Below are 26,972 nucleotides of genomic sequence, written 5' to 3' on the forward strand. Positions count from 1 at the left end.
AAAAATGATGAAACCCTATAATACACGAAAATGCCCTGTACTTTAATGTTACCTGGGAGAAAAGTGCGGTGCGTTTTCACTGTATTTTTTGCTTGGCACATATATTAACGCCATGAATCACAAGATTATTAAAAATTTTCATCAACTTTCAGAAAATTATTAATTTGCATAATGAACTTGATTCCGTCATTCTAGCCTCGTACAGACGTTTAGCCGTCTAAATCATTTAACACAAAACAAGGAATTATGATGACAACATTTCATTTATCGGGTTTCCCACGCGTAGGGGCAAAACGTGAACTTAAATTTGCCCAAGAACGTTACTGGCGCGGTGAAATCGCTGAAGCTGATTTATTAGACATTGCAAAAAAATTACGCGAAATTAACTGGCAACATCAAGCTAATGCGAATGCGGATTTTGTGGCGGTTGCTGATTTCACTTTCTACGATCATATTTTAGATTTGCAAGTGGCAACAGGCGCCATTCCTGCACGCTTTGGTTTCGACAGCCAAAACTTAACCTTAGATCAATATTTCCAATTGGCGCGTGGCAACAAAACACAATTCGCCATTGAAATGACCAAATGGTTCGATACCAACTACCACTATCTCGTGCCGGAATTCCACAAGGACACCCAATTTAAAGCCAACCCGGCGCACTATGTGCAACAAATCCGCGAAGCTAAAGCCCTTGGTCACAAGGTAAAACCCACCATTGTTGGTCCATTAACCTTCCTTTGGTTAGGGAAAGAAAAAGGTGCCGCATTTAATCGTTTCGATTTGTTAAACAAACTCGTGCCGGTTTATGTGGACATCTTAAACGCGTTAACCGCTGAAGGCGTGGAATACATTCAAATTGATGAGCCTGCTTTAACCTTAGATTTACCGGAAGAATGGATTGCCGCTTATAAAGCAGTTTATGCCAGTTTTGCTGCGCAAGTTAATGCCAAACTCTTGCTTGCCACGTATTTCGGTTCCGTGGCGGAACATGCGGATTTATTGAAATCCTTACCGGTAGCCGGTCTCCATATTGATTTGGTGCGTGCACCGGAACAACTCTCCGCCTTTGCCGATTACGACAAAATCCTTTCCGTAGGCGTGATTGACGGTCGTAACATTTGGCGTGCGAACTTAAACCAAGTGTTAGATGTGGTTGAACCATTAAAAGCAAAATTAGGCGAACGTTTATGGATTGCGCCAAGCTGTTCCCTACTCCATACGCCTTATGATTTAGCGGTGGAAACCCAACTGCAAGCCAACAAGCCGGAGCTTTATCAATGGTTGGCGTTCACCTTACAAAAAATTCAAGAATTACGCGTCATTAAAACCGCACTTGAGCAAGGCAGAGCAGCTGTGCAAGCTGATCTTGATGCTAGCCAAACGGCAGCTGATGCGCGTAAAAACTCTCGTGAAATCCACCGCACTTGTGTGGCGGAACGTTTGGCAAATCTGCCGAAAAATGCCGATCAACGTAAATCGCCATTTGCAGAACGGATTAAATTACAAAATGCGTGGTTAAATCTACCGTTGCTGCCAACCACCAATATTGGTTCCTTCCCGCAAACCACGGAAATTCGTCATGCCCGTGCCGCCTTCAAAAAAGGTGATCTCAGCTTGGCGGATTACGAAACGGCAATGAAAAAAGAAATTGAATTTGTGGTACGTGAACAAGAAAAATTGGATTTAGACGTGTTAGTGCATGGCGAAGCGGAACGTAACGACATGGTGGAATACTTCGGCGAATTGCTTGATGGATTTGCGTTCACCAAATTCGGTTGGGTACAAAGTTACGGTTCCCGCTGCGTAAAACCACCGGTCATTTACGGTGATGTGACCCGCCCGGAACCGATGACCGTGCGTTGGTCGCAATATGCCCAAAGCCTCACCAACAAAGTGATGAAAGGCATGTTGACCGGCCCGGTAACGATTTTACAATGGTCTTTCGTGCGTAACGACATTCCACGTTCCACGGTGTGTAAACAAATTGCCGTAGCGCTTTCTGATGAAGTGTTAGATTTAGAAAAAGCAGGCATCAAAGTCATCCAAATTGACGAACCCGCTATCCGCGAAGGCTTACCGCTCAAACGTGCCGATTGGGATGCTTATTTACAATGGGCAGGCGAAGCTTTCCGTTTAAGTTCAATGGGTTGTAAAGATGATACGCAAATTCACACACACATGTGTTATTCCGAATTTAACGACATTCTACCGGCTATTGCCGCCCTGGATGCCGACGTGATCACCATCGAAACCTCCCGTTCCGACATGGAATTGCTTACCGCATTCGGTGATTTCAAATACCCGAACGACATCGGCCCGGGCGTGTACGACATCCACAGCCCACGTGTGCCGACCGCAGAAGAAATTGAACATCTTCTTCGCAAAGCGTTGCAAGTGGTACCAAAAGAACGCTTATGGGTCAACCCAGACTGCGGCCTAAAAACCCGTGGCTGGCCGGAAACCATCGCCGCATTAAAAGTGATGGTAGATGTCACGAAGAAATTACGTGCAGAATTAGCCTAATTCACAGATAATTGTTCACAGGTAAAAAGAAAAGCTGAATCTCGAGAGAGGTTCAGCTTTTTTGTTTTACGGAAGAGAAAAGTGCGGTTTTTTTTAAAAGAGTTTTATTCAACAAAATACGGAAAAGTGCTCTTTTTTTAAACATGTCGCTTAGCTGTGGAAGCAAAGGTAATTTTATCAGGGCGATAACTAATGCTACCGTACTGAAATAGACGTCCGTCGGCTAAATAAGTGGTGCTGGTAACATTCACTACCATATTATATTCACCGAGATCCATAGTACTTTTTTCTTCTTCATTGGCATAACGAAACGCAATTTCACGCTGTGAATAACTAATTTTTAGACCTAGTTCACTTTCTAAATAGTGATAAATGGAGTGTTCCGCAATCTCACGATTAATAAAAGGAACAATACGACGATCAAAATAAGAAACTTCATATTCCACCGCCTCCCCGTCAATTTCACGAACACGACCTATACGGTAAAAATCAATTTGATCATTTACGTTAAAGATCTGCATTAATTCCTCTTCCCCTTGCACAATATACAAGCTGGTCAAGGTTGTTTTCACTTGATGGGTTAAAGGGCGATTCAGCTCTCCAACGGTTTTGATTTCGGAAAGCTGTTGAGGCGTTGATAAATTATGCTCGAGAACAATAGAAGTTCGCCCCTGTTGTTTCTGAATGTAACCGTCCATTTCGAGCAGAGAAAGAGCTTTGCGAATAGTGTCTTTAGAAAAACCATATTCTTGCATAAGCTCACTTTCACTGGGTAATTCTTGCTTGGGAGATAAAATTCCATCGGTTATTTTTCTTTTTATATCATTATAAACCGCTTTGTATTTACTCACTTTTCCACTCCATTTTTGACTTTTATTCCCTCAATTCAAATATTCAATAGAATAACACAAACCTTTCTTCTTATACGTATAATTTTTGTGATCAAAATCACGCTTTTACGTTAATGTTTAAACTTTTACGTAAAAGTTATTGCGTAAAATAAAATTTAGATTAGAATCTCTACAACTTTTACTTCTGAAGGAAAAAATTATGCTTACTCGGTCAAGTGGTGTTTTAATGCACATTACCTCATTACCCAATGCATTTGGAATTGGTAGCTTTGGGCAATCTGCCTATGATTTTGTAGATTTTTTAGTTGAAACGAAACAAACCTATTGGCAAATCCTTCCATTAACCACCACCAGCTACGGTGATTCCCCCTATCAATCCTTCTCTGCGATTGCAGGTAACACACATTTAATTGATTTTGCTTTACTCACCCAAATGGGTTTATTGCAAGAAACGGATTATGCTTCGGTTAATTTTGGCAATGATCCGACAAAAGTAGATTACGAGCGCATTTTTTATGCACGCCGCCCGATCTTAGAAATCGCAGTCAAACATTTCCTTGCCGATAAAAAACACCAAGCAGACTTCAAAAACTTTGAAAAAAACAACCGCACTTGGTTGGAAGACTATGCGGAATTTATGGCAATCAAAGAGCATTTCGGCAATAAGGCCCTACAAGAATGGGAAGATAAACAGGTTGTTGCCCGTCAACCCAAAGCACTTGGGAAATACCGTACGATGCTGAAAGAGCAAATTCAGTATTTCAAAGTAACGCAATATTTCTTTTTCCAACAATGGTTGGCATTAAAAAATTACGCTAATCAAAGAGGAATTAAAATTATCGGCGATATGCCGATTTATGTGGCGGCGGATAGCGTCGAAGTATGGACTATGCCGGAACTCTTTCAATTAGATAAAGAACGCAATCCGCTTTTCGTTGCCGGTGTTCCTGCCGATCAGTTTAGCGCCACCGGACAGCTTTGGGGCAATCCGCTTTATGACTGGGCTGAACATAAGAAACAAGGCTATGCTTGGTGGATTCATCGTATTGAGGAAAGCTTTAAAATTTACGATGTACTTCGTATCGATCATTTCAAAGGTTTCTCCGATTATTGGCAAGTGGATGGCAAAGCAGACATTGCAAAATACGGTAGCTGGCAACCCGGCCCGGGATATGATTTGTTTAAAGCGGTAAAAGCACAGCTAGGCGATTTGCCGATTATCGCTGAAGATCTCGGCAATATTGATGAAAAAGCGAAGAAATTACTGGTTGATTGCGGTTATCCCGGCATGAAAATTTTGCAATTTGGTTTTGAAGATGTGAGTGGTGAAAGCCTGGATAGCTCACATTATTGCATTCCGCATTGTATCGCCTATACCGGCACACATGACAATGATGTCACAAACGGTTGGTATGACGGATTAACGTCGAAACAGCAACAATATATCAATGCTTATACCCATCGTGCTGCAAATGAATCTGTTTGTCAGGCAATGATTCGACAATTATTTGCTACCGTAAGTAATACGGCGATTGCCACCATGCAAGATATTTTAGATTTACCTGCCAGCTCAAGAATGAATATTCCTTCTACTATAGGTGGAAACTGGGAGTGGCGAATGCAAGAAAGTGATTTAACCAACGCCAAAAAAGATTTCTTAACCCAAATAACCACGTTATATGGACGCGCCAATAAGGAAAAAAGAATGATTAAATTTAGTGAATTTGTACAGCAAACAACAAACAAAAAACTTGAAAAGTTAAGTGATCACGCGATTTACGTACAGTTATTAAACTATGTTAAAACCCTTGCTGCGAATAAGGAAAAAAATACGGCTAAACGTAAGGTCTACTATATTTCTGCAGAGTTTTTGATTGGCAAATTGCTGTCTAACAATTTAATCAATCTTGGCGTATATCAAGAAATCAAAGATGAATTGGCGCAGGCAGGAAAATCACTCAGCCATATTGAAGATATTGAGCCGGAACCGTCTTTAGGGAACGGCGGATTAGGTCGTTTAGCGTCCTGTTTTATTGATTCCATGTCCACACTCGGGCTAAATGCGGAAGGTGTAGGCTTGAATTACCATTGCGGTTTGTTTAAACAAGTCTTTAAAAACAATGAGCAACATGCAGAACCAAATGATTGGATTGAAAAAGAGTCTTGGTTAATCCCGACAAATATCCGTTATGAAGTACCATTTAAAGACTTCACGTTAACCTCTAAATTAGATCGCATTGATATTCTTGGTTACAAAAAAGACACCAAAAATTATCTCAACTTATTTGATATTGAATCAATTAATCATAAATTGATTAAAAAAGGTATCACCTTTGATAAAACAAAAATCAAAGAAAATCTGACTTTATTCCTTTATCCGGATGACTCCGATAAAAACGGTGAATTATTACGTATTTATCAGCAATATTTTATGGTCTCCAATGCGGCACAGTTATTAATTGATGAAGCCATTGAACGTGGCAGTAATTTACATGATTTAGCCGATTATGCCTATGTGCAAATTAATGACACCCACCCATCCATGGTGATTCCGGAATTGATTCGCTTATTAACGGAAAAACATCGTATTAAATTTGCAGAAGCGGTAGAAATCGTGCGCAATATGGTGGGTTACACAAACCATACGATTCTTGCTGAAGCCTTAGAAAAATGGCCTTTAGCTTATTTAGAAGAAGTAGTTCCACATTTAGTGAAGATCATCAAAAAACTAAATAAATTAGTGCAGAAAGAATATTCAAATCCTGATGTACAAATTATTGATAAGCAAAAACGCGTCCATATGGCGCATATGGATATTCATTTTTCAAACTCTGTAAACGGTGTCGCGGCATTGCACACGGAGATTTTGAAAAATTCCGAACTCAAAGCGTTTTATGAAATTTATCCCGAGAAGTTTAATAATAAAACTAACGGAATCACCTTCCGTCGTTGGTTAGAATTTTCTAACCAAGCGTTATCCGCTTATATTAAACAACTTATCGGCGATGAGTACTTACATGATGCAACTCAATTGGAAAAACTGCTTGCCTTTAAAGATGACAAAAAAGTACATCAAAAATTAGCTGAAATTAAATTCCGGAATAAATTAGCTCTGAAGACTTATCTTAAAGAAAATAAAGGCATTGAATTGGATGAAAATTCCATTATCGATACGCAAATTAAGCGTTTCCACGAATATAAACGCCAACAAATGAATGCACTTTATGTGATTCATAAATACCTTGAAATCAAAGCAGGCAAACTGCCGAAACGTAAAATTACCGTGATTTTTGGTGGGAAAGCCGCACCGGCTTATGTGATTGCACAAGATATTATTCATTTAATTCTTTGCTTGTCTGAGTTAATCAATAATGATCAGGATGTGAATCAGTATTTAAACGTCTATTTAGTGGAAAACTACAATGTTAGCGTGGCGGAAAAATTGATTCCGGCAACGGATATTTCAGAGCAAATTTCCCTTGCCTCAAAAGAAGCTTCCGGAACGGGCAATATGAAATTTATGCTGAATGGCGCATTAACCTTGGGCACGATGGACGGTGCGAACGTAGAAATTGCCGAACTAGCCGGTGCGAAAAACATTTACACCTTCGGTAAAGATTCGGAAAGCATTATTAAACTGTATGAAACCGCCGGTTATGTTTCAAAAGATTACTATAAAAAGGATAAGCACATTAAAAGAGCGGTCGATTTTATCCTTGATTCTACGCTGGTGAAACTGGGTAATGAAGAGCGTTTAAAACGCCTGCATGATGAGTTGCTCAATAAAGACTGGTTTATGACCTTAATTGACTTTGATGCTTATGTCACAGCGAAAGAACAGATTTTGGCGGATTATGAAGATCAAGATAGCTGGAACAAAAAAGTGATTCATAACATCGCCAAAGCCGGTTTCTTCTCATCGGATCGCACCATTGCACAATATAATACCGATATCTGGCATTGTGAGGATTAAAGGGAACGTATGAAACTACTCACCCTCAACGTACACGCTTGGTTGGAAGATAACCAAGCGGAAAAAATCGACATTATTGCCGACACCATTGTTGAAAAGGGCTACGACATCGTTGCCCTACAAGAGGTGAACCAATTAATGTCAGCACCTGCGATTTCACAAGCATTAAAGCAAGACAACTATGGCGTTGTGTTGCTGAATAAAATCAATCAACGGGCGACGCAAAAATATTCGCTGTTTTGGAGCAATTCGCATATTGGCTACGATAAATATGACGAAGGCATCGCCTTTTTAACCCGCTTGTCGGTTTATGAAGTGGATGCTTTTTATTGCAGCCAACATCAGCGCCTCAATTCTATCCTCTCGCGCAAAATTCTTGGCTTAACCGTGGAATATCAAGGCCAACTTGTAGATTGTTATTCCTGCCATATCAACTTGCCGAATTGCGCGGGTGAAAATCAACTGGACAACATTCGCAATATCGTGGAGCGCAGCCAAAGCCGAAATCTTAAAATTTTGATGGGTGATTTCAATACAGATGCAATCAGCGATCCAAACGCTTATCAGAAAATTAAATCTCTCGGTTTACTTGATACTTTTGAGATTGCGGAACAGAAAGATAGCGGGATCACCGTTGAGAAAGCGATTGATGGCTGGAAAGGCCACAGTGAAGAAAAACGATTAGACTATATTTTTTTAAATCAAGCAAAAAGGGTTTTATCGAGTCAGGTGGTTTTTAATGGCAAAAATAAACCGGTAGTTTCCGACCATTTCGGTTTGGAAGTCGATCTTACATTGTAGGAGAACATACATGAAAAAATTGCTCAGTTTTGAATTTTGGCAAAAATTCGGCAAATGCTTAATGGTGGTAATTGCCGTTATGCCTGCCGCAGGTTTGATGGTAAGTATCGGTAACTCGTTACCGTTAATTAGCGATGCCGAATGGCTGGCGCGCGTGGGTAACATCATTGCGCAAATAGGTTGGGGCATTATCGGCAATCTGCATTTGTTATTTGCTTTAGCCATTGGCGGCAGTTGGGCGAATGAGCGTGCGGGCGGTGCGTTTGCCGCAGGTCTTGCCTTTATTTTAATCAACTTAATTACCGGTCACTTCTTCGGCGTAAAAATTGAAATGTTGACCGATCCGAATGCCCATGTCAGCACCATCTTGGCAGGCGACATTCCGGTGGCCAACTACTTTGTGAATATCCTCGGACAACCTGCATTAAATATGGGGGTATTCGTAGGAATCATCGCCGGTTTTGTAGGGGCAACCACCTTTAATAGTTACTACAATTTCCGCAAACTGCCTGAAGTGCTTACTTTCTTTAACGGTAAACGCTTTGTGCCATTCGTGGTGATTTATCGTTCCGTTTTAGTATCGTTAGTGTTGGCGGTGTTCTGGCCAGTGGTACAAACCGGGATCAATCATTTCGGTGAATGGATTGCCAACTCTCAAGACTCCGCGCCTATCCTTGCGCCTTTTGTTTACGGTACATTAGAACGTCTTTTACTACCTTTCGGTTTACACCATATGCTCACCATTCCGATGAACTACACCTCATTGGGCGGTACCTATGAATTCTTAACCGGTATGCAACAAGGCAAACAAGTATTCGGACAAGACCCGTTATGGCTCGCTTGGATCAGTGATTTAATCAACCTGAAAGACGCGGGCAATATGACGCAATATAACGAACTCCTCTCAACAGTGACACCGGCGCGCTTTAAAGTGGGTCAAATGATCGGTTCAAGCGGTATTCTAATGGGCATTACGCTTGCCATGTACGTGAACGTTGATCCAGATAAGAAAACCATCTACAAAGGGATTTTCCTTTCTTCCGCCCTTGCCGTGTTCTTAACCGGCGTAACAGAACCGATCGAATATATGTTTATGTTCGTTGCACTACCACTTTACCTTGTGTATGCGGTCGTCCAAGGTTGTGCATTTGCCATGGCGGATATTGTGAACTTACGCGTTCACTCCTTCGGTAACATTGAGTTTTTAACCCGTACGCCAATGGCGATTAAAGCGGGCATCGGCATGGATCTCATCAACTTCATTTGGGTATCCGGTGTGTTTGCGGTCGCTGCCTTCTTAATTGCAAATTTCATGATTAAGAAACTCAACTTAGCCACCGCCGGTCGCAACGGCAACTACGATGCAAAAGGCACTGACGAAGCCCCGGCAGAGGAGAAAAAAGTCGCTAATGCCAGTGCGCAAGTGATGCAAATCATCAATCTTCTCGGTGGACGCAACAATATTGCCGAGGTAGATGCTTGTATGACCCGTTTACGTATCACTGTGCATAATCCTGAATTAGTGGGCGATGCAGCGGCTTGGAAACAAGCAGGCGCAATGGGTTTCATTGTTAAAGGCACAGGCATTCAAGCCATTTACGGACCAAAAGCAGATGTACTGAAATCGGATATTCAAGACCTACTCTCTTCAGGCGTTGAAATTCCGAAAATGTAACAATATGCAAACATAGATAAACTAAAAGAGCGGTTAAAATGATCTGACCCCAAAAGAAAAGCTGAATCTCGAAAGAGGTTCAGCTTTTTATTTTTATGAAAAGAAAGTGCGGTGGGTTTTGAGCATATTTTTGAAATGTAAAAACGTCAGGAATAAAACTTAATATTTTTGATATGCCGGATTACCGACAGGTTCAAAATAAACAAATCTGTTTTGCTGAATTGCAAATAAAACAACCGCACTTTTCTGTCTTTCACTTTTAATCATCCATCAGTAAAAAATATTTTCCTTGTAATAATTGACTTTTCTCCCCTCTGCCCTTACCTTACAGCAACGTTATAACCTTTCATTTCTCTTTAAATTTAAAGGAGTTTTTATGCAATCTCGTATTATCGTTGACAGCAGAGAAGAATCGTTGCTTAGCACACACAAAGTGTTACGTAACACCTATTTCTTGTTAGCGTTAACATTAGCCTTTTCCGCTGTGGTGGCTTATGTGTCCATGGCGATGAATTTACCAAGACCGGGGCTTATCATCATGCTTGTGGGTTTCTATGGGCTGCTTTTCTTAACTAATGCCCTAGCAAATAGCGCATTAGGGATTTTATCTGCTTTTGCCTTCACCGGTTTCTTAGGTTACACCGTAGGACCGATTTTAAATGCCTATGTGAGTGCAGGTTTGGGGGATGCCATCGTGTTAGCCTTAGCGGGCACCGCAGCCACTTTCTTCGCTTGTTCCGCTTATGTCTTAACCATGAAGAAAGACATGTCTTTCTTATCCGGTACGATTCTAGCCTTATTCGTGGTGTTATTACTTGGCATGGTCGCGAGTTTCTTCTTCCAATTCCCAGCACTTTATGTGGGAATTAGCGCGTTGTTCGTGATTTTCTCCACTATGGGAATTTTGTATGAAACCAGTAACATTATTCATGGCGGTGAAACCAATTACATTCGTGCAACGGTCAGCTTATTTGTGTCTATCTACAACCTGTTTATCAGTTTGTTAAACTTACTTTCCTTCTTCTCTTCCAGAGATTAATTATTAATTTGATAGATAAATTCAACGCCCCTTCTTTGGGGCGTTTTTATATAATCCGTCCTCATAAATACTAAGGTTATTATCATGCTTGAAGTCAATAATAAACACATTGAAACCGATGCTTCGGGTTATTTACTCAATATTGATGATTGGGATGTTGAAGTCGCGCAAGCCATTGCGAAATTAGAGAATTTGGAATTAACTGACGCTCACTGGGAAATCATTCATTTTGTACGCGCGTTTTATCAGGAATACAAAACCTCACCGGCGATTCGTATGCTGGTGAAAGCTACCGCACAAAAACTCGGTGAAGACAAAGGGAATAGTCGTTATTTACAACGTTTGTTTCCTGACGGTCCGGCAAAACAAGCCACAAAATTAGCCGGATTACCCAAACCAGCAAAATGCTTATAATTTATTTGATAATTATTTGCATTTAAAAAATAAAAGAATATAATTTACCCCGCAACTTATGTTGTTATTTTTTACTAAAACTTTTCAAAGGAGAAAAACATGCGTTTATTCGCGACATTAATCAGTGTGCTTGCACTAAGTTTAGGCAGCAGCTTCGCTTATGCAAAATTTAAAGTTGTTACCACCTTCACCATCATTCAAGATATGGCGCAAAATATCGCCGGTGATGCGGCTACCGTGGAATCAATCACCAAACCGGGAGCAGAAATTCACGATTATGAGCCAACCCCAAAAGACATCGTGAAAGCCCAATCTGCCGACCTCGTATTATGGAACGGTTTAAACCTTGAACGTTGGTTTGAAAAATTCTTCCAAAACGTGAAAGATAAACCGGCGGTTGTTGTAACTGAGGGTATCGAGCCAATGTCTATTAATGAAGGTCCTTATACCGGCAACCCAAATCCGCACGCCTGGATGTCCCCTTCCAATGCATTGATTTATATTGAGAACATTAAAAATGCGTTGGTAAAATACGATCCACAAAATAAAGAAACGTATGAAAAAAACGCCGCACTTTATGCACAAAAAATCAAAGCGTTGGATAAACCGCTTCGCGAAAAATTAGCACAAGTGCCGGAAGCTCAACGTTGGTTGGTCACCAGTGAAGGCGCTTTCAGCTATCTCACTCGTGACTATGGTTTTAAAGAAGCCTATTTATGGCCGATTAACGCAGAACAACAAGGTACGCCACAACAGGTTCGCAAAGTGATTGAAACCGTAAAAGCCAATAAGATTCCGGTCGTTTTCAGTGAAAGTACCATTTCACCGAAACCGGCAAAACAAGTGGCAAAAGAAAGTGGCGCGAAATACGGTGGTGTGCTTTATGTAGATTCGCTTTCCAATAAAAATGGCCCGGTGCCGACTTATGTCGATTTGTTAAATACCACCGTGTCCACTATCGTAAAAGGATTTGAAAAATAATGTCATCGAATATTGCCTCGATTTGTGTTGAAGACGTTACAGTCCGCTATAACAACGGCCATACCGCCATCCATAATGTCTCCTTTCACTTGGAAGGAGGCACCACCTGTGCCCTCGTGGGCGTCAATGGTAGCGGAAAATCGACCTTGTTTAAAAGTCTCATGGGATTAATTCATCCACAACGAGGCAATATTACGTTGTGTCATTTGCCAATTAAACAGGCATTAAAACAAAACTTGGTCTCTTATGTTCCCCAGTCGGAAGAAGTTGACTGGCAATTCCCGGTGTCTGTTTATGATGTGGTGCTCATGGGACGCTACGGCTACATGAATTTCTTACGCCGCCCAAGTGAAACAGATAAGCAAAAAGTGCAAGAAGCCATGCAACGGGTGAACATTGAGCACCTTGCCCACCGTCAAATTGGTGAGCTTTCCGGTGGACAGAAAAAGCGCGTATTTTTAGCTCGTGCGCTTGCGCAACAAAGTAAGATTATTTTACTGGATGAACCTTTTACCGGCGTTGATGTGCAAACAGAAAATGCCATTGTCGATTTACTTGGGCAATTACGTAGCGAAGGTCATCTCATTTTGGTTTCTACCCACAACTTGGGGGCGGTACCGGATTTCTGTGATCAGGTGGTAATGATTAATCGCACTGTCATTGCGACGGGTTCAACAGAAACCACCTTCAACCAACATAACTTAGAACTCGCCTTTGGTGGCGTATTGCGTCACATTAAATTGCTCGGTACAGACCTACACGATGATGAAGATCCGCGCGCAGTCACCGTACTTACCGATGATGAACGGGCGGCGGTGTTTTATGGTAAAACCAAAGTCGATCCTCCGGCACCAATTGTGAGACAGTGCAAATCAGAGGAAAAACCCTAATGCTAGCGCTCTTACTGGAACCTTTTTCCTATGATTATATGGTGAAAGCCATCTTGCTCAGTTCTGCCGTCGGTGGCGTTTGTGCTTTCTTATCAGCTTATTTAATGCTAAAAGGTTGGTCTCTCATTGGGGATGCCCTTTCCCACTCGGTTGTTCCCGGTGTTGCCATCGCTTATGCGCTTTCCCTGCCTTATGCACTCGGCGCTTTCTTTTCCGGTATCTTAGCCGCCGTGTCTATTTTATGGGTGAAATCCATTACCAAACTGCGGGAAGATGCAGTTATCGGCTTCATTTTTACCACTTTTTTTGCGCTTGGTTTGTTGATCATTTCCCTCAATCCGACTTCTGTCAATGTGCAAGATATTGTGTTAGGTAACATCTTGGGCATTGCAGATGAAGATATTCTTCAAGTGGCAATCATCATTGGCATCAGTCTAATTTTATTACTCATTTTCTGGAAGGATCTGTTATTAATTTTCTTTGATGAAGTTCATGCCACTTCCGTAGGACTCACACCAATTTATTACAAAGTGCTGTTTTTTACGCTACTCAGCGCATGTGTCGTCGCCGCATTACAAACCGTCGGTGCGATTTTAGTTATCGCCATGGTAATCACACCGGGCGCTACTGCCTATTTACTTACCGATCGTTTTAAAACCCTTGCCATGATCGCCGTTATTCTAGGCATTCTTTCCAGTGCGATTGGCGTGTATATCAGTTATTTCTTAGATGGCGCAACGGGTGGCATTATTGTTTGTATTCAGACCGCACTTTTCCTATTGGCTTTTATTTTCTCGCCAAAATACGGCTTAATCCGCCAGCGTAAACCAATCACGAAAGAAGAGGTGCAACAATGAATGCTATTTATCAATGGCTCACCGAGCCTTTCGCGTATCCCTTTATGCAAAATGCGTTGATCACGGCGCTATTGGTCTCCGTTATTTGCGCCATGCTCTCCTGCTATTTAGTGTTGAAAGGTTGGTCGTTGATGGGGGATGCAATTTCTCATGCTGTTCTGCCGGGCATTGTGGTGGCTTTCTGGTTAAGTTTGCCTTTAACCATCGGTGCCTTTGTCGCCGGATTGCTCTGTTCTGTCTGTGTGGGATATTTAAAAGAAAACAGTCGTATTAAAGAAGATACCGCCATGGGCATTGTCTTTTCAGGGATGTTTGCGCTCGGGATTGTCTTGTTTAGCAAAATTGAAACGGATCAACATTTAACCCATATTTTATTTGGTAATTTGCTTGGCGTGAGCGATGCAGAAATGTTGCAAACGCTAGTCATCAGTGCGGTCGTTTTTTTGGTTGTTTTTTTACGTCGAAAAGATTTTTTACTTTATTGTTTTGATGCTACGCAAGCCAAAATCGTTGGCTTATCGCCTCGACTCTTGCATTACAGTTTACTGATTCTTCTCGCGTTAACCATCGTCAGTGCCATGCAAGTGGTAGGCGTAATCTTAGTCGTTGCGATGCTTATTTCACCGGGTATTACCGCGTTTATTTTAAGCAAGCGCTTTGATCATATGATTGTCATTGCCTTGGCAACATCTATCAGCACCAGTATCTTCGGAACGATTATTAGCTACCACATTGATGGCGCCACAGGCTCTTGCATTATTTTGTTACAAGCGGCGGTATTTTTAACCGCACTTATTTATAGCAAAATCAAACTGCGTTTCAGTGTAGCACTTGAAACGCCGTAAATTCTTTGTCGCCAAGATAATCTTCTACAAATACATCGTCCACGATGGCAGTGCGAGGCCCCTCTTGTAACCAAGCATCTAACGCTTCAATTTGACTTTCCGAACCGACGGCGATCACTTCCACGGTGCCGTCGGCAAGGTTACGTACAAATCCCGTTACGCCGATTTTCAGCGCTTGCTTCCACGTAAAATAACGAAACCCAACGCCTTGCACATAACCGTGAACACAAAAACGTTTTTTGACCATACAATTTCCTCTTAAAATTGAATAAAAACAAAAAACTAGCGCTTAAATACAATTTTCTATTTTCATTTTTCCCAATTTGGAATAGCATACAAACTACGCTTTATTCCATAAAGTGTCATCTAATTTTAATGAATGTCCTTCAAAACAGGAGTAAATATGAAATTTCGTTTTGCTGTCTTAACTGCAACACTTTTAGCCAGTACGGCGAGCTTTGCCGGCATGGTAACCAGCTCATCTAATATTGATTTTTTAGCCATTGACGGTCAAAAAGCAAACAAATCTTTATTGAAAGAAACTAACGCATTTAATATCAACGATACACAAAAACACCAAGTTGTGGTTCGTGTATCCGAAATTACTCAAGTGGGTTCCGATCGCTCCTTATTCGAATCAGATCCGATTGTTGTGACATTCCAAGGTTCAAATGAAGATATCGTAATTTCAGCCCCACGTTTACAAAATGAACGTGATGTAAGTAACTTCAAACAATCTCCTGTCATTACCGTAAAAACCCAATCCGGTAACAACGTAGAAAATAAACAAGAATATTTAAAACAAGAAGGTTTATTCCCGGGCATGAACCTTATCAAAGACTTAAACGAATACAACGCGTCTGGCGCACCGGCCTCTTTACCTTCTTTAGCAACAATCACCACCTCAGCTGCAACAGCGGTAGTCGTTGGCGGTCCTGCTGCAACCGGTAAAGTCAACAAAGGCAAGGTGACATTACAAGGTGAAAATGTGGCAGAGCAAATGTTGCAATATTGGTATCAACAAGCCGATAAAGAAACCCAAGCACGTTTTATTGATTGGGCGAAAAAACAAAAATAATCGGTGATTTCTTCTCATTCATTGATGTCCGAAAAGTGAGCTTGTTCGCTCACTTTTTATTTTAGGAGCACTTATGCAAACGACCTATCGCACATTGTCGGCGAATAAACACATTGCCTTAGTGGCGCATGACCACTGTAAAGCGGATTTGATAAACTGGTGTAAAACCCACCGCACTTTATTAGCCCATCATACCCTGTATGGCACCGGCACCACAGGGAGTCTCATTCATCGTGAAACCGGTTTAATTGTGAATAGCTTACTCAGTGGCCCTATGGGCGGCGATCAACAACTCGGTGGCTTAATTGCTGAAAATAAAATTGATTTAATGATTTTCTTTTGGGATCCGATGAATGCTGTGCCACATGATCCGGATGTCAAAGCGTTAATGCGCATTGCCACCGTTTGGAATATTCCGGTTGCTATGAATATGGCAAGTGCCGATTTTCTGATTTCTTCGCCATTTTTTAATGATACCTGCGATATTCGTATTCCGGACTATCAAGGTTATTTAAACGAACGCTTAAAATAGACATTGCTATGAATTGGAGCTTGATTCTTAATATTCTCAATTTTGTCCTTGGTGGCTTCGTAACAACGTTAGGGTGGTTATTCGCCACCCTCATGAGTGCCGTATTGATCGTCACATTGCCTTATACGCGTAGCTGTTGGGAAATTTGTAAAATGTCATTGGTTCCCTTCGGCAACGATTTAATTCATGTGAAGTATTTGGAACCTAAAAGTGCGGTGGGAAATTCCCTCGGATCAGTGCTCAATGTCGTCTGGTTTATCCTTTTCGGTTGGTGGTTGTTTCTTGCTCATGTTTTTTGTGGCATTTCTCAATGTCTAACTATCATCGGTATCCCAACCGGCTTGGCAAATTTCCATATCGCCAGAATTGCGTTATTTCCGGTGGGGCAACGGGTTGTTCCTAAAGCAATGGTGGATTTAATTCGTCAACAACACGCAACGCAATACGATCGTTTTTATAAGTAGTCTTAAGGATTTCGCATGAATCACTGGTTTAATGCAAAAGTGATTGCCTCCATTCCGATTTTTATTGCCGTCAATTTGGCGGTGATTGCCATTTGGTATTTTGATATTTCCGAGCAAAGTATGCCGTTGGTATTAGGCATTATTGCCGGCGGTTTGGTGGATTTAGATAACCGATTAACCGGCCGAATCAAGAATGTGCTTTATACGCTGCTCGCATTTTCTGTTTCTACGATCAGTGTGCAACTGAGCATCAACCATAATTTCCAATTTATGGTGTTGATGACGGCGATGACCTTTGTTTTCACCATGATTGGGGCAATCGGACAACGTTATAGCACCATCGCGTTCGGTACGTTGGTTGTGGCGCTATACACCACACTGACTTATTTGCCGGAAACCGTGTGGTATATGAACCCTCTGATGATTCTTTGCGGCACCTTGCTTTACAGTATCACCACATTATGCGTGCATTTATTTTTTCCGAATCGCCCTGTGCAGGAAAGTGTTGCCAGATCCTTTCTAGCGCTTGCCAATTACCTTGATGCGAAAGCCACTTTTTTTGATCCTGACGATATTGAGCAAATTGAAAATAAGCATATCGCCATGGCAATGAAAAATAGTGAACTGATAAGTGCGTTTAATGAGACGAGAACGGCGCTGTTTTATCGTATCCGAGGACAACACCGCCACAGCCGCACAACTAAAATGATTCGTTATTATTTTTCTGCGCAAGATATTCATGAGCGCATTAGTTCCAATCATTTTGACTACCAAACCCTTGCGGAACACTTAAAAAATACTGATTTAATTTTTCGTATTCAACGCTTACTGGAACTCCAAGCCCAAGCTTGCCGTGATATTGCGCTAAGTTTGCAACAAAATAAAACCTACCGTTATGACCTGCGTTTAGAAAAAGCCATTAACGGGCTAAATCAATCGTTCGAGCTTTATAGTAATGGCCATATTGAAGAAACCGAAAATCTTATCAATCTCCAAACCTTACTGGATAATTTAAAAAGCGTTGACTATCAATTACGCCATATTGATCAAGAAGTGAATGAGTTGGAACAAACCGATACGGCTCAAATTTATACGGAGCAAATTACCGGTTTAAACAATATCCTACTTGCCCTGCGTAGCCACTTTAATTTCAATTCGCAACTCTTTCGCCATGCGGTACGTTTGTCGATTGTGGTGTTTATTTGCTGTACTATCGGCGAGTTTTTGCCGTTAGATCGGGCTTATTGGGTTTTATTAACCGCTGTTTTTGTTTGTCAGCCTAATTACACGGCCACCAAACTGCGTCTAAAACAGCGAATTGTCGGCACCATTCTCGGTGTGATTATCGCCTCGCTTCTGCCTTATGCGAATCCGACACTGGAATTACAATTAGGCTTAATCGTTCTCACTAGCACCCTGTTTTTCTTTTTCCGTACCAATAATTACAGCTTTTCCACCTTCTTCATTACCTTACAGGTGATTTTCAGCTTTGATGTGATGGGCTTTAATGTGGAACAAGCGCTTTATTCTCGCGTCATTGACACCCTGATCGGCGCGACCATTTCTTGGTTTGCCGTGTCTTACTTATGGCCGGATTGGAAGTATTTGCAGTTGGATAAAGTCAGCCGTCAGGCAATCAAAAGCGATGCGAAATATTTGTTGTATATCATCAGTCAATTACAGTTTGGCAAAGGCGATAACTTGAAATACCGCATTGCCCGTCGCTATGCCCATGAATATGCTTCGGCATTAAGCGCCACCATTTCCAATATGAACCATGAGCCGAAAAAATATCAGGCATATTTACAGGCTGGATTCGAGCTTTTAAAAATTAACTATTCTCTACTGAGTTACATTTCTACGCTAGGAGCTTACCGCAGTAAAATGAAACAAATGCAACAAAGCACTTTTTTCTTGGCGGAATTTTATCCGGCAGCGAAGAAAATTATTTACATTTTAGAGCATATTGAACAGCTTACACCGATGGTTTTCGAGAAATTACAAAATAACATTGAAGTGAGTTTAAAACAGGCACAAAGCCATTTAGAAAAAAATCATAAAGCGGCACAGCTGCAAGGACACATTCCAATGCAGCAACTTAGCATGATCAACCAAATTTTACCGCCGCTTTACCATGCCGTTCATAAATGTTGTTAAACATCAATCAGGATCAAAATGGCTGCTTCACCGCCCCATTCCTTTGGGGCTTGGTGCAATGCTCGTACTTTCGGATGCTGCACTAACCAACGGGGAATTTGGCGTTTTAACGTATAAGTGCCATAACCTGTCATCACACTGGCACAATAAAGATGTTCTTTCTCGCAGGTTTGAATTAATGCCGCCAGCTCTAATTTTGCCTGTTCACGCGTTAAGCCATGCAAATCCAAAAAAATCTCCGGTGAAAAATCTCCACGCCGTAATTGTTTCAGCAAATGAGAATCTTCATTTTCACGCAAATATTTGACCGCACTTTCCTCATTTAACAACGGCTCATATTCATCAGAAAAATAAAATAACGTGTCTTGTTGTTCACGCTGTTCCTTTATCGTGGATTGCATTTTCTTTTTATGGGACCTAGCAGCCACAAAAGTATCCTGTTTTAACGGTTTCACGCCTCTCATTTCAGCACGAAACAGGGAAATTGCTTCCTCATCTAACATTTCGTTTCCTATCTCAAATATGGTATAACTACGCGTAATTTTAACATTGATACGAGCAAATCATGAACCAAATTACCTTTAATCAGGAACTTATTGACGATATTTATTCCGCCAACGTGCAAGAAGAACTGCACACGATCAAAGATTTCCTACGTTGGTGCTACAGCACCTTCAATCGTGCCGACATTTACTACGGACACGGCTATGACAATGCTTGGGATGAAGCACAACAATTGGTCTTAGCTACCTTGCACCTCCCAGCTGATTTCCCAAGTGAATTGTATGACACCCGTCTCACTACGGCAGAAAAGCTTGAAATCATCCGTTTGGTCATCATCCGCATTGAAAAACGCATTCCTGTTGCTTACTTAATTCACCGTGCTTGGTTCTGCGGCTTAGAGTTTTATGTGGATGAACGCGTGATTGTTCCTCGCTCTCCCATCAGTGCCTTGATTGAACAAGGATTCGCCGGCTTATTAACACGTGAACCGCAACGTATTTTAGATATGTGTACCGGCAGCGGCTGTATTGCGATCGCCTGTGCGGAGCGCTTCCCTGAAGCCGATGTGGATGCGGTTGATCTCTCTTTTGATGCATTAAATGTTGCCGAAATCAACATTGAACGCCACAAATTAACTCACCGCGTCTTCCCGATTCAGTCGGATTTATTCTCCCGTTTATTGGAAGAACAGTATGATCTCATTGTCACTAACCCTCCTTATGTAGATCTAGAAGATCTCTCCGATATGCCGGAGGAATTTCACTACGAACCGGAAATGGCTCTCGGCTCCGGCAATGATGGGTTAACTATCACCAAAGAAATCCTGCGCCTAGCACCAAATTACTTAGCGGATGATGGCGTATTGGTGTGTGAAGTGGGTAACAGCATGGTGCATTTAATAGAACAATTCCCACAAGTGCCGTTCAACTGGCTTGAACTCGCCAATGGCGGTGTGGGTGTATTCGCCTTAACCAAAGCGCAATTAATTGAACATCAACATGCGTTTCAATAAACGGAAATAATAAAAAGAAAAAGTGCGGTCGATTTTAAAAACGTTTTTAAAACCAACCGCACTTTTTTCATTCAAGGCAATTATTTATTCAACATTTCTCTTAACGCTGAACCGATTTCTGCCAAACTTCTCACGGTTTTCACACCGGCAGCTTCCAGTGCCGCAAATTTTTCATCAGCAGTCCCTTTTCCGCCACTGATAATGGCACCGGCATGCCCCATGCGTTTGCCTTTCGGCGCTGTCACGCCGGCAATGTAGCTCACCACCGGTTTGGTCACATGTTCTTTAATGAACGCTGCCGCTTCTTCCTCCGCGGAACCGCCAATTTCGCCGATCATGACAATCGCTTCCGTTTGCGGATCTTCTTGGAATAATTTCAAAATATCCACAAAGTTGGAGCCTGGGATTGGATCGCCGCCGATACCCACGCAAGTCGATTGACCAAAACCTTCGTCCGTGGTTTGTTTCACGGCTTCATAGGTCAACGTACCTGAGCGAGAAACAATACCGATTTTCCCTTTTTTATGAATGTTGCCCGGCATGATACCGATTTTGCATTCTTCCGGTGTAATCACGCCCGGACAGTTTGGCCCAATCATGCGCACACCTGTTTGGTTCAAACGTTGTTTCACCACCAGCATATCCAAGGTTGGGATGCCTTCGGTGATACAAATAATCAATTTAATCCCAGCATCAATCGCCTCTAAAATCGCATCTTTACAGCCCGGCGCCGGCACATAAATCACCGTTGCTGTGGCACCGGTTGCCTCGACTGCATCGCGTACGGTGTCAAACACAGGCAATCCTAAATGGGTCGTGCCACCTTTATTTGGTGAAACGCCTCCCACCAGTTTAGTGCCATAAGCTAATGCTTGTTCGGAGTGGAATGTACCTTGACCGCCGGTGAAACCTTGGCAAATTACTTTCGTATCTTTATTAATTAAAATTGACATACTATTGCTCCTTATGCGTTAGCCTTTGCCGCTTTCACCGATTCTACCGCCGCATCAGTCAACGTTTGGGCAGCAATAATATTCAAACCGCTCTTCGCTAAAATTTCACGGCCTAACGGGGCATTATTACCTTCTAAACGCACCACCACCGGCACGTTGACACCCACTTCGTTCACAGCCGCCACAATCCCTTCAGCAATCAGATCGCAGCGTACAATGCCACCAAAAATATTGACGAGTACCGCTTTTACATTTTTATCGGAAAGAATAATTTTAAACGCTTCTGCAACGCGTTCTTTGGTTGCACCGCCGCCCACGTCCAAGAAGTTCGCCGGTTGACCGCCGTGTAACTTCACAATATCCATAGTACCCATGGCAAGCCCTGCGCCGTTCACCATGCAACCGATATTGCCGTCTAATGCCACATAGTTAAGTTGGAAACTTTCCGCTAAGGCTTCGCGCGGGTCTTCTTGGCTTGGATCTTGCATTGCGGCTAAAGCCGGTTGACGATATAGCGCATTGCCATCCACCACGATTTTGGCATCTAAACAAAGGAGGTTCCCCTCTTTTGTAACCACCAGTGGGTTCACTTCTAATAGAGACAAATCTCTTTCTACGAACATTTTTGCCATTTGGGTAAAAATATGAGCAAATTGTTTCACTTGATCGCCTTTTAAACCTAATTTAAACGCCAGCTCACGCCCTTGATATGGCATACCACCGGTAAGCGGATCAATCGCCATTTTGTGTAATAAGTGCGGTGTTTTTGCCGCGACTTCTTCGATATTCATCCCCCCCTCAGTGGACACCATGAACACCACACGTTGAGAAGCACGATCGAGTACCGCGCCTAGATACAATTCACGTTCAATTTGTGAGCCTTCTTCTACATAAATCGTGTTTACCGGCTGACCATTGGCATCCGTTTGGAAAGTGACCAAACGTTGCCCTAACCATTTATTCGCAAACTCTCTGACTTCCGCTTCGTTGCGTACAAGTTTCACGCCACCCGCTTTACCGCGTCCACCGGCATGCACTTGACATTTCGCCACCCAAGCATCACCGTCTAACTGTTTAATCGCCTCTGCCGCTTCATCTGCGGTTTTACAGGCAATGCCTTTGCCCACCGGCAATTTGTATTCGGCAAAAACTTGCTTACTTTGATATTCATGTAGATTCATAGAAAATCCTCTGTTAAATGCCCTAATTTTTATTGTCTGTTGAAACAAAGAACCGCCTGCCTTACGCACACGCGGTTCTTCTTTCTTTAGATTTCTAGCAATAATCTTGTTGGGTCTTCCAACAATTCTTTCACGGTGACCAAGAAACCGACAGACTCACGGCCATCAATTAAACGGTGGTCATAACTTAATGCCAAATACATCATTGGACGAATCACCACTTGACCATCCACAGCAACCGGACGCTCTTTAATGGCGTGCATACCCAAAATCGCGCTTTGCGGTGGGTTGATAATTGGAGTGGACATCAAAGAACCAAACACACCACCGTTAGTAATCGTAAAGTTACCGCCGGTTAAATCTTCCACAGTCAACTTACCATCACGTCCTTTTTCCGCTAAGGCTTTAATCGATTTTTCAATGTCTGCCATAGAAAGGTTGTCGCAATCACGCAATACCGGGGTCACCAAACCACGTGGCGTGGAAACCGCTATGCTCACGTCAAAATAATTGTGATAAACCACATCGTCACCGTCAATGGAGGCATTCACTTCCGGATAACGTTTTAAGGCTTCTACCACCGCTTTGATGTAGAAAGACATAAAACCTAAACGTACGCCGTGTTGTTTTTCAAATTTTTCGCCGTATTGTTTACGCAAATTCATGATCGGTTGCATATCCACTTCATTGAATGTGGTTAACATCGCTGTATTATTTTTGGCTTCCAACAAACGTTCGGCAATTCGTTTACGTAAACGGGTCATCGGCACGCGTTTTTCACTGCGTGCGGAATATGCCATCGTGCTGACGGTCGTTTCTGCCGGTTTAGGCGCAGCTGCACGTTTTGCGATAACCGCTTCGACGTCTTCGCGGGTAATACGACCGCCCACGCCAGTGCCTTTCACGTCAGATGCTTGAATATCATGTTCCGCCAATAAACGACGAACTCCCGGACTTAACGCATCCGTGGTATGAGGCTCATCCGGCACTTCGGTACGACGATCCGCTGGTGTCGGTTCTGCCGTTTTTTCCATGGCTGCTGCAGCGGCTGTTGCGGAAGCTTCCAATTTACCCAACAACTGCTTGCTCACGACTGTGGCGCCTTCATCCTGTACAATTTCACTGATCACGCCGTCTGCTTGAGCCGGCACTTCAAGCACCACTTTATCTGTTTCAATTTCCACAATTACTTCATCGCGTTTCACCGCATCGCCTGCTTTTTTATGCCAAGTGGCGACTGTTGCATCAGCAACTGACTCAGGCAAATCCGGGACAAGAATTTCAATAGTCATAATTTCATTCCTTTTTTCTATTCATTTAGCTAAGTATCAATGTTGTTAAGCATAAAGTGCGGTCGTTTTTCAAGGTGTTTTTAAAACAAGCGAAAAATACACCGCACTTTAACGGATTAAAGCGTCAATGCATCTTCCACCAATTGTTTTTGCTGTTTGGCATGCAATGACAAATAACCTACCGCCGGTGAAGCAGAAGCCGGGCGGCCGGCATAAGACAATTTGGCATTGTCCGGAATCACTGCCTCAAAGTTATGTTTACTGCAATACCAAGCCCCTTGGTTCAGGGGCTCTTCTTGACACCATACAAAATCCGTTACATGTGAATAAGGTGCTAAAGCGGCTTTCACATCGTCATGCGGGAACGGATAAAGTTGCTCAATACGAATGATAGCCACGTTATCCTGTTCATTTTTACGGCGTTGCTCCAATAAATCGTAATATACTTTACCGGCACACATCACCACACGTTTCACATTTTTCGGATCAAGGTTGTCAATTTCACCAATGACCGTTTGGAATGTGCCGTTAAGCAATTCATCCATACTGGACACCGCTAACGGATGACGTAACAAGGATTTCGGTGAAATACCAATTAACGGACGGCGCATTTTACGAATCGCTTGGCGACGTAACATGTGATACACCTGCGCCGGCGTTGAAGGCACACAAACTTGCATATTTTGTTCTGCACAAAGCTGCAAATAACGCTCCAAACGGGCAGATGAGTGTTCCGGGCCTTGTCCTTCGTAACCGTGTGGTAGCAACATCACTAAGCCACACATTCTACCCCATTTTTGCTCGCCGGAGCTGATGAATTGGTCAATCACGATTTGCGCCCCGTTGGCGAAATCACCAAACTGCGCTTCCCAAATGGTTAAGGTTTTCGGATCCGTGGTGGCATAGCCGTATTCAAAGGCAAGCACCCCTTCTTCGGTTAAAACGGAATCCCATACTTCAAAGCGACCTTGATTGGCGTGTAATTGGGTTAATGGCACATAGCCGGTACCGTCTTTTTGATTATGTACGACGGCATGACGATGGAAGAACGTACCACGACCGGCATCTTCACCGGATAAACGCACATGAATGCCTTCATCCAATAAGGTGGCGTACGCCATGGTTTCCGCCATCCCCCAGTCCAATAATTTTTCGCCTCGACCCATTTCTTGGCGGTCGGCATAGATTTTTTCAACACGAGGATGCGGTTGCACGTAATCCGGATAGTGAGAGACACGTTTTGCTAAGGTTTTAAACCGCTCTTCCGGGAATTTACTTTCATACGGCGCCGTCCAGTCATAGTTGAGATACTGCAACCAGTCCACTTTTGCCATATCCATAGGGCGCCATTCCGGCACGACACATTCGCCGTTATCCAAGGCATCACGGTATAAATTGGAAATTTCAGTGGCATCTTCTTCTGTAATCACGCCTTCTTGAATTAAACGATTGGCATACACCTTCGGTGGTGTTGGATGTTTTTTGATAATGCCGTACATCATCGGCTGAGTCGCCAATGGCTCGTCTGCTTCGTTATGACCATGACGACGGTAGGAAATCAAATCAATGAAAATATCCCGTTTAAAGACCGCGCGATATTCCACCGCCATACGGGCAGCAAAAGCAACCGCTTCTGGGTCATCGCCGTTCACGTGAATAATCGGCGCTTGAATCATTTTCGCGATGTCGGTACAAAATTCGGTAGAACGGGTGTCCGTCGGGTTAGAGGTGGTAAAACCAATTTGGTTATTGATCACAATACGAATCGTGCCGCCCACTTTATAACCACGCGCATTGGACATGTTTAAGGTTTCTTGCACGATACCTTGACCGGTAACCGCGGAGTCACCGTGCACCGTTACCGCCAACACTTTATTATGTTCGGTGTCTTGTTTACGGGTTTGTCTTGCGCGGACAGAACCAATCACAACCGGGCTCACAATTTCCAAGTGAGACGGGTTAAAGGCAAGTGTCAGATGTACTTTTTTATCATCCACAGCAAAATCAGAGGAGAAACCTTGGTGATATTTCACGTCACCGGTGCGATTATCTTCCGCATGTTTACCGGCAAACTCATCAAATAAGTCGCTTGGGCGTTTACCAAACACGTTGACTAACATATTTAAACGACCACGGTGCGCCATGCCCAAGACCACATCGTCCATCCCATTACGGCTAGCATGACGGATGATCTCTTTCATCATCGGAATAAACGCATCGCTTCCTTCCAAAGAAAAACGTTTCGCACCCGGGAATTTCGCCCCTAAATAACGTTCTAAGCCATCCGCTGCCGTTAATTCTTTCAGCAAATTGATTTTTTCGTCTTTAGTGAAAAGCGGTTGTTGAATCCATTTTTCTTGTTTGCTTTGCAACCAATTACGCTGTTCCATATCATGAATGTGCATAAACTCAAGCCCGATATTACCACAATAAGTGGCTTTCAAATCGCGGGCTAAATCACGGAGCTTCATGCTTTCTTTGCCATAAACGGCATAGTCGATATTGAAACTTTCGTCCAGATCAGCGTCGGTTAATCCATGTTGGTGATAATCTAATTCAGGCACCGAGGAAGTTTTCCAACGATAATAATTGAGAGGGTCGAGTGTGGCTTCAATGTAACCACGAGAACGGTATGCGTTAATGAATTGTAAAACTTTGACTAATTTGGCGCTCGCTTCCGGATCAATCACGGTCACGCTCTGTCCATGATTTTCTCGCGCTAAACGGCGAAAATAATCGCGCACCGTTGAATGGGGTTGCTCAAGTGCGGTGGATTTTGGCAGCGTTTTAAAAATTTCCTGCCAACTGGCATCCACACTGTTCGGATCCTCAAGATAACTTTCATAAAGATCCTCAATATAAGACTGATTTGCCCCACCTAATGCACTGGAGGAGAGCCATTCATGTAAAGAATGCTGCATACATACCACCTTAAGATTTAAATACGCTA

Annotated in this window: 22 protein-coding genes; 15 read left to right on the plus strand and 7 right to left on the minus strand. The window is 42.7% G+C overall.

Going from position 1 to position 26,972, the window contains the following annotated elements:
• The first annotated feature begins 249 nt into the window (after window positions 1-249).
• Complete coding sequence (gene metE / locus AC30SH_RS05935; RefSeq protein ID WP_212510556.1) at window positions 250-2,523, plus strand: 5-methyltetrahydropteroyltriglutamate--homocysteine S-methyltransferase; 2,274 nt, start codon at window positions 250-252, stop codon at window positions 2,521-2,523.
• 137 nt (window positions 2,524-2,660) lie between these two features.
• Here the strand turns inward: metE and AC30SH_RS05940 are convergent, their stop codons facing one another.
• On the minus strand, window positions 2,661-3,374 hold the full coding sequence (locus AC30SH_RS05940; protein WP_109859054.1) for a UTRA domain-containing protein: 714 nt from the start codon (window positions 3,372-3,374) through the stop codon (window positions 2,661-2,663).
• A gap of 199 nt (window positions 3,375-3,573) precedes the next feature.
• Here AC30SH_RS05940 and malQ point away from each other — a divergent pair, with 199 nt between their 5' ends.
• The 9 genes from malQ to AC30SH_RS05985 all read left to right on the plus strand — a co-directional run bounded on the left by malQ (window position 3,574) and on the right by AC30SH_RS05985 (window position 14,849).
• Window positions 3,574-7,347, plus strand: a complete 3,774-nt coding sequence (gene malQ, locus AC30SH_RS05945) for a 4-alpha-glucanotransferase (RefSeq protein WP_489582266.1) — start codon at window positions 3,574-3,576, stop codon at window positions 7,345-7,347.
• A 9-nt stretch (window positions 7,348-7,356) separates the two neighbouring features.
• Entirely contained in the window at window positions 7,357-8,148 is a 792-nt protein-coding gene (locus AC30SH_RS05950; protein ID WP_212510554.1) for an endonuclease/exonuclease/phosphatase family protein, read from the plus strand.
• Window positions 8,149-8,158: 10 nt separating this feature from the next.
• Window positions 8,159-9,823: a PTS transporter subunit IIBC gene (locus AC30SH_RS05955; RefSeq protein WP_212510553.1), complete on the plus strand. Its 1,665-nt coding sequence runs from the start codon at window positions 8,159-8,161 to the stop codon at window positions 9,821-9,823.
• Between the two features lie 376 nt (window positions 9,824-10,199).
• Window positions 10,200-10,862, plus strand: a complete 663-nt coding sequence (locus AC30SH_RS05960) for a Bax inhibitor-1 family protein (protein WP_212510552.1) — start codon at window positions 10,200-10,202, stop codon at window positions 10,860-10,862.
• Window positions 10,863-10,946: 84 nt separating this feature from the next.
• On the plus strand, window positions 10,947-11,276 hold the full coding sequence (locus AC30SH_RS05965) for a TusE/DsrC/DsvC family sulfur relay protein (protein ID WP_109859058.1): 330 nt from the start codon (window positions 10,947-10,949) through the stop codon (window positions 11,274-11,276).
• A 99-nt stretch (window positions 11,277-11,375) separates the two neighbouring features.
• Complete coding sequence (afeA, locus tag AC30SH_RS05970) at window positions 11,376-12,257, plus strand: iron ABC transporter substrate-binding protein AfeA (RefSeq protein WP_021616593.1); 882 nt, start codon at window positions 11,376-11,378, stop codon at window positions 12,255-12,257.
• Window positions 12,257-13,147 carry an ironABC transporter ATP-binding protein AfeB gene (gene afeB, locus AC30SH_RS05975; protein ID WP_212510551.1) on the plus strand — a complete coding sequence of 297 codons (891 nt, stop codon included), beginning with the start codon at window positions 12,257-12,259 and terminating at the stop codon, window positions 13,145-13,147. The genes afeA and afeB overlap by 1 nt, the downstream gene beginning before the upstream one ends.
• Complete coding sequence (locus AC30SH_RS05980) at window positions 13,147-14,004, plus strand: metal ABC transporter permease (protein WP_109859061.1); 858 nt, start codon at window positions 13,147-13,149, stop codon at window positions 14,002-14,004. The genes afeB and AC30SH_RS05980 overlap by 1 nt, the downstream gene beginning before the upstream one ends.
• On the plus strand, window positions 14,001-14,849 hold the full coding sequence (locus AC30SH_RS05985; protein ID WP_212510550.1) for a metal ABC transporter permease: 849 nt from the start codon (window positions 14,001-14,003) through the stop codon (window positions 14,847-14,849). Before AC30SH_RS05980 ends, AC30SH_RS05985 begins: the two co-directional genes overlap by 4 nt.
• Here the strand turns inward: AC30SH_RS05985 and AC30SH_RS05990 are convergent.
• Window positions 14,824-15,096, minus strand: coding sequence for an acylphosphatase (locus tag AC30SH_RS05990; protein WP_109432895.1), 273 nt, complete (start codon window positions 15,094-15,096; stop codon window positions 14,824-14,826). The genes AC30SH_RS05985 and AC30SH_RS05990 overlap by 26 nt on opposite strands.
• Before the next feature lie 156 nt (window positions 15,097-15,252).
• Here AC30SH_RS05990 and AC30SH_RS05995 point away from each other — a divergent pair, with 156 nt between their 5' ends.
• From AC30SH_RS05995 to yccS, 4 genes are all read left to right on the plus strand, one after another.
• The gene (locus tag AC30SH_RS05995) at window positions 15,253-15,927 is read left to right on the plus strand and encodes a curli polymerization inhibitor CsgI-related protein (protein WP_212510549.1); all 675 of its coding nucleotides are present in this window, start codon (window positions 15,253-15,255) and stop codon (window positions 15,925-15,927) included.
• Between the two features lie 73 nt (window positions 15,928-16,000).
• Complete coding sequence (mgsA, locus tag AC30SH_RS06000) at window positions 16,001-16,459, plus strand: methylglyoxal synthase (protein ID WP_021616599.1); 459 nt, start codon at window positions 16,001-16,003, stop codon at window positions 16,457-16,459.
• Window positions 16,460-16,467: 8 nt separating this feature from the next.
• Window positions 16,468-16,923: a YccF domain-containing protein gene (locus tag AC30SH_RS06005; RefSeq protein ID WP_212510548.1), complete on the plus strand. Its 456-nt coding sequence runs from the start codon at window positions 16,468-16,470 to the stop codon at window positions 16,921-16,923.
• A 15-nt stretch (window positions 16,924-16,938) separates the two neighbouring features.
• Window positions 16,939-19,080, plus strand: coding sequence for a YccS family putative transporter (gene yccS, locus AC30SH_RS06010; RefSeq protein ID WP_212510547.1), 2,142 nt, complete (start codon window positions 16,939-16,941; stop codon window positions 19,078-19,080).
• On the opposite strand, the gene smrB is transcribed toward yccS, so the two are convergent.
• Entirely contained in the window at window positions 19,077-19,583 is a 507-nt protein-coding gene (gene smrB / locus AC30SH_RS06015) for an endonuclease SmrB (protein WP_489582267.1), read from the minus strand. The genes yccS and smrB overlap by 4 nt on opposite strands.
• A 62-nt stretch (window positions 19,584-19,645) precedes the next feature.
• Here smrB and prmB point away from each other — a divergent pair, with 62 nt between their 5' ends.
• Entirely contained in the window at window positions 19,646-20,596 is a 951-nt protein-coding gene (gene prmB / locus AC30SH_RS06020; RefSeq protein ID WP_212510545.1) for a 50S ribosomal protein L3 N(5)-glutamine methyltransferase, read from the plus strand.
• 80 nt (window positions 20,597-20,676) lie between these two features.
• Here the strand turns inward: prmB and sucD are convergent, their stop codons facing one another.
• The 4 genes from sucD to sucA all read right to left on the minus strand — a co-directional run bounded on the left by sucD (window position 20,677) and on the right by sucA (window position 26,943).
• On the minus strand, window positions 20,677-21,549 hold the full coding sequence (gene sucD / locus AC30SH_RS06025; RefSeq protein WP_109432890.1) for a succinate--CoA ligase subunit alpha: 873 nt from the start codon (window positions 21,547-21,549) through the stop codon (window positions 20,677-20,679).
• Between the two features lie 11 nt (window positions 21,550-21,560).
• Window positions 21,561-22,730, minus strand: a complete 1,170-nt coding sequence (gene sucC, locus AC30SH_RS06030) for an ADP-forming succinate--CoA ligase subunit beta (protein ID WP_212510544.1) — start codon at window positions 22,728-22,730, stop codon at window positions 21,561-21,563.
• Window positions 22,731-22,816: 86 nt separating this feature from the next.
• Window positions 22,817-24,022 (minus strand): 2-oxoglutarate dehydrogenase complex dihydrolipoyllysine-residue succinyltransferase, encoded by a 1,206-nt coding sequence (odhB, locus tag AC30SH_RS06035; RefSeq protein ID WP_212510543.1) that lies wholly within the window; start codon window positions 24,020-24,022, stop codon window positions 22,817-22,819.
• 116 nt (window positions 24,023-24,138) lie between these two features.
• Window positions 24,139-26,943, minus strand: coding sequence for a 2-oxoglutarate dehydrogenase E1 component (gene sucA / locus AC30SH_RS06040; RefSeq protein ID WP_212510542.1), 2,805 nt, complete (start codon window positions 26,941-26,943; stop codon window positions 24,139-24,141).
• Window positions 26,944-26,972: the final 29 nt, after the last annotated feature.

It is taken from the genome of Aggregatibacter sp. HK296, assembly GCF_980469475.1.